The organism is Methyloglobulus sp., assembly GCF_040079455.1.
In the GTDB taxonomy this organism is placed as follows: Bacteria; Pseudomonadota; Gammaproteobacteria; order Methylococcales; family Methylomonadaceae; genus Methyloglobulus.
On the sequence record NZ_JBEBKJ010000102.1, the window covers coordinates 1 to 10,608 of the forward strand.

Below are 10,608 nucleotides of genomic sequence, written 5' to 3' on the forward strand. Positions count from 1 at the left end.
AGACAATATTAATATTTCTAGATGGAAATTTTATTAGCCATTGATTTTACTTAAGAATATATTCAAGGCATCGTGAGAGGCTTGTTAAAATAAATTATTTTTGTATTCCTATTTGGAGGAAGAAGAGGATTTATCTCATCACATACCTGGACAAATATTGTTTTTGTCCAGGTATGTGATGATAAGGGGTAGAGTTTAGCGTTATAAATTCTCCCTTTTCAATTTATTAATTGAAACAGGCTTCGATATAGAGCGTTTTTACTGAGGGGATAAGCACTGCCCACTATTTCTAGCGGCAATATTAATGCATTATTTTACAATTAATTAGAAAGGAATGTCGTCGTCAAAATCATCATAATCCGGCGGCGGGGGTGGCGACATTGCACTTGGATTATTTTGTGGTGTTGCAGGTTGATATTGATTACTCGCCGGTGCAGCAGCAGGCGAATAGTTGGTATTTTGACCTTGTTCAGCTCCAAAATTGCCCGTTCCCCCGCTACGACTGCCCAACATGTGCAGTTCTTGAGCCAGAATTTCGGTCGTGTAACGGTCTTGTCCATCTTGTCCTTGCCATTTACGGGTTTGCAAACGACCTTCGACATAGACTTGGCTTCCTTTCTTTAAATATTCACCAGCTATTTCCGCTAAACGATTAAAAAAAACAATCCTATGCCATTCTGTCGCCTCTTTGCGTTCCCCTGATTGCTTATCTTTCCAGCGACTTGTCGTGGCGAGCCTGATACTGGTTATAGAACCGCCACTGGGCATCAAACGAACTTCGGGGTCTGCACCGAGGTTTCCTATCAACGTCACTTTATTTAGCATGTGTTTTCCTCATTTATTCAATTATGGTAATGGGTTTTATCAGGGAAACGTCCTTATCATTTATGGGTATATTGTGTAATCAACGATTGTAATTTTTGCCGATCTAATTGCTGATTATCCACTTTCAGATAAGCCACGCCTTCCTCATAATGCAAGGTGACATCCTCAACCCCTTTAAGCTTAAGCATTGCCGAGGTAAATTCATCCGCCCGTTGCTCAGTAACAGATTGCAGCGAGATCAACAGATTTGCCCAATAGCGCGGTGGTGTCATGCTAAATGACAACAACAACCAGCTTAGAGCCGCTAAAGCACAGAACAGGAACACGCCCTTTGCGCCGTATTCGCCATAACACCAGCCACCCATACTGCCGCCGATGCCAGCACCCAAAAACTGGCACGTCGAATAAATACCCATCGCGGTACCGCGTAAATCGCCAGGCGCAGTTTTGGAAATCAGGGATGGTAGTGTGGCTTCCAGCAAATTAAAGCCGCTAAAAAATAAGCACAGAAATCCGATGATGCCAAATAATGAGCTACTGAACTGCATTAAACCCAGCTCAGCCAGTACCAAAATTAGAATCGCCACTAAAAACACCGGCTTCATTTTGCGTTTTTTTTCAGCCAAGATCACAAATGGAATAATCACCGCAAACGAGGCGACAAATACGGGCAAGTAGACTTTCCAATGTTCGGCAGGTAATAAGCCAGCATCGCGCATCAATAACGGCACGACGACAAAACTTGCCATTAAGATGGCATGTAAAACAAAGATGCCATAATTTAATCGTAACAACTCAGGTTTTTTTAATACTTGAAAAAATGCCCCCGAAACAAGCTCGGCATCTCGGTGTTTTTTTGATTGTTGTGGCTGTGGCACTAGGAAGATAATCACCAAAATCGCCAATAAAGACAACACGGCAATCAACCAGAAAATGCCATGTATGCCGATGAATCCTGCAATAATTGGTCCCGCCGCAATCGCCACGCCAAAAGAAACACCTATACTCGCACCGATCAAGGCCATGGCCTTGGTGCGATGCACTTCTTGCGTCAAATCCGCCAACAACGCCATCACCGGTGCCGCAATTGCGCCAGAACCTTGCACGGCACGCCCTAAGATAATTCCATAAATACTGGTTGAAAGTGCCGCAATCACGCTACCAAAACAAAATAGTAACAGCCCAAAAACAATAATTTTCTTCCTGCCAATGCGGTCAGACACTAAGCCAAAAGGTATTTGCAATAAAGCTTGGCTCATGCCATAAATGCCGATAGCCAATCCGATCAACGACGGTGTGGAACCTTCCATTTGCTCGGCAAATAGCGACATTACCGGCATAATCAAAAACAAACCTAGCATCCGCAAGGCGTAAATACTGGCAAGAGACCAAGTTGCCCGACGTTCTGATGCCGTCATCGGGCTGGTTATATCCTGTACTTCTGTCAAGCACGCGCTCCTTGAATAGCGTTTAATGGGTTGTAGGAAACTTTTTAAAGCTTACAATCTCTGCATTATAACAATCTTTGTTAGCTTCATACCTCGGCATCTGCTTAACTCCAATAGGAATATCAAAATGACTGACATTCAATCCCCTACCCTGCCTAATCCCGCGTTACTTATTCCGGTTAATCCGGCGATTGAAAAATACATGCTCGGCTTGCTCAGTAAAACCGATCATCCCGTATTAACAGCCATGGAAAACTTAGCACGAGAACGAAACTTCCCTATTGTTGACCGTTTAGTGGGTGCGTTCCTGGAAACTCTGGCAAAGTCTATCAATGCCAAACGCATATTTGAGTTTGGCAGCGGCTATGGTTATTCCGCTTACTGGTTTGCCAAAGCGGTAAGTGAGCAAGGGCAAGTGATTTGCACCGATGGCGACCCGCTCAACAAAGCGCAAGCCCAGAAATTTCTCAGTGCAGCTAATGTATGGGATAAGGTTGATTTTCACACAGGAATGGCGCAAGCAATTTTTGCACAGACTGAGGGTACATTCGACATCTGTTATAACGATGTCGATAAAGGTGATTATCCCGAAGTGTGGCAAATGGCAAAAAATCGCATTCGTCCAGGGGGATTATATATTGCTGATAACGTATTGTGGCATGGACGCGTAGCTATGGCCGAGTACGAAGATGTCGTTCCAGGCTGGACAGAAGCTATTCGTGATCATAATGAGCAAATATTTGCTGATCCCGACTTTGACACCTTCATCAATCCAACCCGTGACGGGGTTATCGTTGCCCGTAAGAAGCTGTAGCTTTATGCTTTGCTTGTTTAACTTTTACCTCGCGGCATGGCTTTTATCGACTTGAAGCTCACCAGTTTTTGCGCTTCTTCGTCCCATAGGTTCAACCAGAGCGATTGAAAACTTTTCCGTAAGGTGAGTGGCGTAACGGACTGCAATACCGGTATTTCATTGAAACAACGTTGCAGATTGTAGTTGGGGATATTGGCCCGGACATGATGAATATGATGCAAACCGATATTGCCGACTATCCATTGCAATACGACGGGCAGTTGATAATAAGAACTGCCTTCCAAGCCTGAGCGGGTCAGATCCCAACCATCATTGCGTGACCAATACACATCTTCATATTGATGTTGAACGTAGAACAACCATGTGCCAACGCTAGCAGCCAGTAAAATAATCGGAAACTGCATTAACAGATAATTTTGAAACCCTATGGTTAAGCTCATCACGAGAATAAGGGCAGCAATAGCGACGTTGGTTAACATAACACTATAATTTTCACGCTTTTTGGCACCCGAACTAGGAAACCGATGGACAATCACAAACAGAATAAGCGGCGTAATACTGAATAACACCAAGGGATTACGAAAAACCCTATAGGCAAAACGTTTAGGTCTTGACGCTTCCAGATATTCGGCCACGGTTAGCGTCCAAACATCGCCTATGCCACGATTATCCAAATCCCCTGAATTAGCATGATGAATAACGTGGTTGCGCTGCCAATCTTCGTAAGGCGTGAAAGTTAAAACCCCCGCAATATAGCCGAACAAGCGATTACCCAATCGCCAAGGGAAAAATGCGCCATGACAGCAGTCGTGGAAAAGCACGAACAATCGCACCAAAAAGGCAGCTGCCGCTATCGATATCAGTAAGGTTATCCAAATAGATAAACCTTGTACGACGGTATATATCATCAACGCCCATAAGCCCACATAGGGTATGAAAGTATTGGATATTTGGACTAATGCCTTGCGGTAATCCGGTTGTGCGTAGATTGATAATGCCTGGATTAGGTCTTTCCGGTTAGGCTGGTTATTTTCGACAATTGTAGTTGGCACTACTTCGAGACTGCTAAGTTTCTGTGGCATACGAAAAAAAGAAGTTGAAATTTTTAATATGGCTACTCTTTTCCATACGTAATGGTTGTTCGAATCGAACATTTAACAGAGAAGTCCGCAGACTGGCTATACGAAACACAGCAAGGAAATCCTATTACTCAAGCGCATGATAAAAACCAAAAAACGGCTGTAGGTTAAAGTAATCTGCGGGAAAGTAAGTGTGGGTAATTTCGGGCGGTATACTCAGACGCTATTCTGCCTCATTTGACGAGAATAAGGAATAATGGATTTAATATTTATTACCCCTGTTTCGATTTTTGCTTGAACAAAAATCGAATATTCAAAGACCAGGCTACCAATCGATGGCTCTGTTGGCTTTGTACTCAGCACTTAAGCTATTTTTCTCTGTACATGACAAAAATTAACTGGCTGTTAGCAGCACCTCTATAGAAAGTGCTGGGGGTGGCACTGGGGACCAGTAATAAAAACAAATTTCTAAGTGGCTTAAGCGCCCTTGAAAAGACGTTAAACAATCCGGCACGGATACAATCCAGCCCGCACCCTAAAAAGCTTCGGGCTTTTCGCTAATGTGTTTTGACTTTGATGGGCAACACACAATCGTATTTACAATCGCCGACCTTGTGCGTCCAGCAAAGATGGCTGCCCGTTAGTTGACCTGCAATTGACCGCTTTTTATGTCTGCACAACAAAATGCAGCATTGAATTACATTTCAATGCGCCATATCAACTTTCTTGAGTTTTTGTCGTTTACAGAGGAAAAATATAAAAGAGAGATCTAGTCTAGCTTGGCTATAAAACTAAACCAGATCTCAAAAACGCCTACTCCTTGGCGGGCTGACGGCTTATCCCTGACACATCCTAGTAGCGCCAACCCACTCCATTTCCTAAGAACGAGCCTGCTGCTGCACCAATCCCGGCTGCTAGCGGGTGTCCATTACCCAGCTCATATCCAAATACTGTCCCTACTACACCACCTGCCAAACCTTGATGTGAGCGGTTATCATATCCACCTTGGTAGTGAGGTTGTGGCTGATAATACTGCTGTGGTTGTTGGTAATACTGTTGCGGTTGCTGGTAGTAATAATTCGCCTGTGGTTGCGGGTAGTAGTTATTCACTTGAGGTCTGTAACCACCTCCATGATGACCCCAACCATGATGGCCATGGTGTCCACCATGATGCCCATGATGTCCCCAACCATGATGGCCGTAACCACCATGCCTACCCCAATCATCGTCGTCCGCAAACGCAGCGGAAGAAAACAAAACCGCCAAAACTGCTAACTGACTTAAATAAAGTAATTTCTTCATGGCATTAATCCTATTTAGTTATTGTGAATATTGTTAAAAATAAATGCATTCCTTAAAGCTTGGCGATCATTTTACTGATTGAACATGAATGGTTGCTTAACAACAAAACTAAATACAACAATTTTAATTTTTTAACGTCTGCCAGATACCTCATTGCCTAGAAATGAACCCGCAGCCGCGCCAATACCGGCAGCTAAAGGATGGCCATTACCCAGCTCATAACCCAGTACGCTGCCAACTACACCACCCGCCAAACCTTGATGGGAACGACCATCCCTATAAACTGGGGGTGGTGGCGGTCCATAATAATTGCCTTGCTGGTTATAGTCATTTCCGTGATGCCTATGATGCCCGTGTCCATGCCCCCTACCACCACCAGACGCATACGAAACATTGGCAAACAGCATTACCAGCACTGTGATTTGTCCTAATAAAATTAACTTTTTCATTTTATCCTTATGTAAGTTGATTGTTTGTTGTACTGTCTATCTTGCACTTTTACGAGCGCATCATATATGGAGAGAACTTAACGATCACTTAAACTTTGGCTCCCTGAAAAAAAATTTTCTGGCTTCTTTTATCTTGCTAATTATTGGTTAAGACGGATTAGGTTTTAAACCGTAAGCGCTGAATTTACGGAAGCTTACCGCCTTCTCGAAAATCTGGTGACGAACTGGATTAGTGCTTCACAAAGCCTAATCAATAAGCTAAAAATAATGCCTTGTAATCAGCCCAATCATGAAACCATCATAGCTACTGTATAATGGCAATTATTGGTATTTGCTTACCCAAAATTCGCATAGAATCAAAGCTACGGTACTTTAGCTCTCACAAAAATAGAAACAAAATAGTGCGTTATTCAAATAATAATTCTGCCCACACTCTTTTAAATACACGACATCTCCATTAAATGAACAATTTCATCCCCGGACAACGCTGGATCAGCAGCAATGAATCTGAACTTGGCTTAGGCCTTATCCTTGAAGTCGAATTTAAGCGCGTTACCGTGCTGTTTTTGGCAAGCAACGAAAAACGTATGTACGCCAGCGATAACGCTCCCTTAACCCGCGTAAAATTCGCCGTCGGTGATGTTATTGAATCCGTTGATGAAGAAAAAATCACAGTCACTAATCTGATTGAAGAAGATGGATTAATAACTTATGTTGGCAAAGATAAATCCGGCCAGAAAATCTACCTGGAAGAAATTGAACTGAACCATAACATACAGTTCAATAAACCGCAGGATCGACTGTTTACTGGGCAAATTGACCCAAGCGCCTGGTTTTTATTGCGTTACCAAACTTGGCAATACTTACAACAGCACCAACAGTCGCCCGTAAAAGGGTTGCTGGGCGGGCGAACTTCCCTTATCCAACACCAGCTCTACATTGCCCACGAAGCCGCCAGCCGAGCTGCACCAAGAATCATGTTGGCGGATGAAGTGGGCTTGGGCAAGACGATTGAAGCGGGTTTGATTATCCATCAACGGCTTATCAATGGCTTGAGCAAGCGCATCCTCATTATCGTCCCAGAAAGCCTATTGCACCAATGGCTGGTGGAGATGCTCAGGCGTTTCAACCTGCGCTTTAGCATTTTCGATGAAGTCCGTTGCTTAGAAGAATCGGGTGATGACGGCTTTGATCCGGAAGACGACAATATCCCCGGTTTCCAGCGGATTAATCCGTTTGCCAATGAACAATGTATCTTATGCAGTCAGGAGTTTTTCTCTGCACATCCGCATCGCCAAAAACAGGCAATCGACGTTGAGTGGGATATGGTGATTGTCGATGAAGCCCACCATCTTGAGTGGAATCAACAATCCGCAAGCCCAGAATACCTATTTGTCGAGCAATTGGGGCTACTTTCACCTAGCCTTATCTTATTGACAGCAACGCCGGAACAATTAGGCCAGGAAAGCCATTTTGCCCGTTTGAGGTTACTGGATGCCGACCGCTTTTACAGCTTTTCCGCATTTGTAGATGAAGAAAAGCAGTTTGAACCCGTTGCCGAAGCCGCGAAATTGCTGTTGGGCAACCAAGCTTTAACTGTCGAAGTGCAGGCAAAATTGGCTGAATTGCTTAAAGAAGATAATGTTGCATCGCTGCTTAACAACCTGAATGATCCCAAAGAATCTGCCACAGCCCGTGATACCTTACTGAATATCCTGGTCGATCATCACGGCACAGGGCGGATTTTGTTCAGGAATTCGCGCCAAACCGTACGCGGTTTCCCGGAACGTAAGCGCCATGCTTATCCTTTAAGTGGAGAAGCGAATGAGTCCGATTGGGAGCAAGACCCCCGTTATCGCTGGTTGGTCGGAAAAGTCCGGCAACTTGCTGGGCAAAAAGCCCTGCTGATTACCAAATATGCACAAACGGCGATTTCTTTGGAACAAACCTTGAAGAACCGCGCCGGCATTGCTGCTGCCGTGTTCCATGAAGGCATGTCGATTATCGAACGCGACCGCGCTGCGGCCTACTTTGCCGACCAAGACAGCGCGGCACGTTTGTTGATTTGCTCAGAAATCGGTAGTGAAGGCCGTAACTTCCAGTTTGCCCATCATTTGATTTTGTTTGATTTACCGGAAAACCCCGATTTGTTGCAACAACGCATCGGACGACTGGACCGCATCGGGCAAAAGGAAACCATCCAGATTCACATCCCTTACCTCGATAATTCCAAGGAAGAAGTCCTTTATCAATGGTATGACGAAGCCTTGGACGCCTTTCACCTCAACAACTCCGCAGCGACACGGGTTGCTGAAATCCTGCATGAAGAGTTGATGGCTGTTTTGGCTAACCCCAATCATGAAGCTATCGCTGATTTGATTTCTAACACACAAGAATTGAATTCCGACATAGAAACACAATTACAAAATGGCCGTGACCTGCTGTTGGAACTGAATTCCTGCCGACCAGAAGAGGCCATGGAATTAATAGACCAAGTAAATAGCCTGGAAAAGCAAGGGACGCTCTGGCCTTACCTGGAAGACGTGTTTGAATGTTACGGTGTGGAAACTGAATTCCATTCGCCGGACTGTTTTATCATCACGCCCGGCGACCACATGCGGGTGTCCGGGTTTCCGGGTTTACAGGAAGACGGCATAACAGTCACCGTAAACCGCCAAATCGCCCTGGCGCGTGAAGATATGCAGTTTTTCACCTGGGAACATCCCACCGTAACCGCAGCGATGGACTTAGTGCTGTCCAGCGAAACCGGCAATGCGACAATCACTGTTGTGCGCAACAACGACCTGAAACCCGGCCAGTTTTTGCTGGAATGCCTGTTTATTGTCGAATGCAGCGCCCCCGCGCAACTGCAAATAGGCCGATTCCTACCTGCAACGCCCATCCGTATCCTCATTGACCAGAATTTGAAAGATTTGACACCAGCAATAGAACACCGCAGCCTGATAACAAACCGCACGTCATTCGATCAACAAAAAATCGTCGAATTCATCAACAACCAGCGCGAACATATCACCAAGATGCTGGCACTTGCAGAAGGAAGCGCTAAAACTGAAATGCAATCATTGATTGATGATGCCGCCAAAACCATGCTGGAATCGCTTTCCGCTGAAATCAAGCGGCTGGTGCGGCTTAAAAAAGTCAATCCAACCATCAAAGCCGATGAAATCGAATACCTTAAAGATATGACTTTGTTGGCGCATGAACATATACAGACAGCGCAGATTAGGTTGGATGCGGTTAGGTTTTTGATTACGAGTTAGGAATGTTTGTGAACAAGCTCCGTTCGTCCTGAGCTTGTCGAAGGACTTATACCCCACCAATTTTCCTAAATTAGAAAATCGTCATTCCGGCAGGGATTGCCGGAATCCAGAACACAGGGATGTGAATGTTAAATGTGTCGCTAACGCGACGATTATTTTTAATGTGGGTTCTCGTACCCACGGACGAGATACTTTCTTTTGCTTCGCCAAAAGAAAGTATCCAAAGAAAAGGCGACCCAGATGCCGCTTAATCCCTGCGCTTCTCGCATTTACCAAGGGTTGTCAAAAGGTCCATTTGACAACGTGCGGCATCCCTGCCGCACCCCTACGGGCCATTCCCGATAAATGCTCCGATGCTCGGCGCGGCATACGGGAAGGAATGGAAATTGTAGGTTGAATTATATACGTAGTTAAATTGAGGATAGTGATAAGGTGAATAATTACAACCAAAACGAAATCTACGAGAAGAGTGCAGTTGCTTTTATTGATATTCTTGGATTTAAAAACGCACTGGATGATGTATCAAGGGCGAGAGATATTCTGGATGCTTTATCTGATATAAAGAAAGAAATTGATTGGCACTATTCTTCTGGTTTTTATAAAGACTTTAAAGGTATAGAGAACGAAATAATGGCTTTTTCTGATTCAATTGTCTTTTCAGGATTAGAACATGCAGCAATTATCGTATCGCTAAACGCTTTGAAATTTAGTCAACTATTAATTAGAAAAGGATTTCTGTGTAGAGGCGCAATTGCATGTGGAAATGTATATCATAAAAATGGCATTTTATTTGGGAATGGTTTGGTAAAGGCATATAATGATGAAATGACATTGGCCAAATATCCAAGAATTATATTAGACAGTAATATAGTAGAAATGCTCAACGAAAGCAATAATACTTCAGACGACTTTGCAGGGCTAATTAAAACAGACAAAGATGGAAGTAAGTTTTTAAATATTCTTTATGAAGATGATGACAAAAACCTAAAAGCCAAGTTAACTGATTTAGTACAAAATGAATTACAAAAAATTTCCAAAGATAACCATTCGATAAAACAAAAATTAATTTGGCTTCAAAGCGAATATAATTTGGTGTAGAGAGCGAGTATGACACGAATTCTCAGATAGACTTTATAACCCTTAATCCAGTCACATTTCAAGCTTAATACTATGAATACATACATTATATATTTATTGTTATATTTAGTTATTTTTATTAGTGTGATAAATTTCTTGAATGATGCGCATAACAATATAATTAAAGAGAAAATAAAGAAGGAAGAAGATCAGAAAAAAATACGGAATCTTGAAATAGAAGGTTTCTCTGGATATGTAGATGCATGTGTTTTACTTAGCTTTTTTAGAAAAGAAGATGCAGTAGTATTATTAATAAAATGGATTGAAGATAAT

General features: G+C 43.4%; 9 protein-coding genes. 4 read left to right on the forward strand and 5 right to left on the reverse strand.

Annotation, left to right across the window (positions count from 1 at the left end; translation table 11 throughout):
- Nucleotides 1-324: 324 nt before the first annotated feature.
- Nucleotides 325-825 carry a single-stranded DNA-binding protein gene (gene ssb / locus ABL924_RS16405; RefSeq protein WP_349028180.1) on the reverse strand — a complete coding sequence of 167 codons (501 nt, stop codon included), beginning with the start codon at nt 823-825 and terminating at the stop codon, nt 325-327.
- A 56-nt stretch (nt 826-881) separates the two neighbouring features.
- Complete coding sequence (locus ABL924_RS16410; protein WP_349028188.1) at nt 882-2,243, reverse strand: MFS transporter; 1,362 nt, start codon at nt 2,241-2,243, stop codon at nt 882-884.
- Between the two features lie 157 nt (nt 2,244-2,400).
- On the opposite strand from ABL924_RS16410, the gene ABL924_RS16415 reads away from it, so the two are divergent.
- Nucleotides 2,401-3,087, forward strand: a complete 687-nt coding sequence (locus ABL924_RS16415; RefSeq protein ID WP_349028181.1) for an O-methyltransferase — start codon at nt 2,401-2,403, stop codon at nt 3,085-3,087.
- Nucleotides 3,088-3,104: 17 nt separating this feature from the next.
- On the opposite strand, the gene ABL924_RS16420 is transcribed toward ABL924_RS16415, so the two are convergent.
- The 3 genes from ABL924_RS16420 to ABL924_RS16430 all read right to left on the reverse strand — a co-directional run bounded on the left by ABL924_RS16420 (nt 3,105) and on the right by ABL924_RS16430 (nt 5,917).
- Nucleotides 3,105-4,139: a fatty acid desaturase gene (locus tag ABL924_RS16420; RefSeq protein ID WP_349028182.1), complete on the reverse strand. Its 1,035-nt coding sequence runs from the start codon at nt 4,137-4,139 to the stop codon at nt 3,105-3,107.
- Nucleotides 4,140-5,018: 879 nt separating this feature from the next.
- Nucleotides 5,019-5,468: a hypothetical protein gene (locus ABL924_RS16425; RefSeq protein ID WP_349028183.1), complete on the reverse strand. Its 450-nt coding sequence runs from the start codon at nt 5,466-5,468 to the stop codon at nt 5,019-5,021.
- A 131-nt stretch (nt 5,469-5,599) separates the two neighbouring features.
- On the reverse strand, nt 5,600-5,917 hold the full coding sequence (locus ABL924_RS16430) for a glycine zipper 2TM domain-containing protein (RefSeq protein WP_349028184.1): 318 nt from the start codon (nt 5,915-5,917) through the stop codon (nt 5,600-5,602).
- Between the two features lie 461 nt (nt 5,918-6,378).
- Between ABL924_RS16430 and rapA the strand changes: the two genes are divergently transcribed.
- The 3 genes from rapA to ABL924_RS16445 all read left to right on the forward strand — a co-directional run.
- Nucleotides 6,379-9,198, forward strand: a complete 2,820-nt coding sequence (gene rapA / locus ABL924_RS16435) for an RNA polymerase-associated protein RapA (protein WP_349028185.1) — start codon at nt 6,379-6,381, stop codon at nt 9,196-9,198.
- Between the two features lie 432 nt (nt 9,199-9,630).
- Nucleotides 9,631-10,296: a hypothetical protein gene (locus ABL924_RS16440; protein ID WP_349028186.1), complete on the forward strand. Its 666-nt coding sequence runs from the start codon at nt 9,631-9,633 to the stop codon at nt 10,294-10,296.
- Between the two features lie 72 nt (nt 10,297-10,368).
- The coding region (locus tag ABL924_RS16445) for a hypothetical protein (RefSeq protein WP_349028187.1) at nt 10,369-10,608 on the forward strand (240 nt) is incomplete at its 3' end.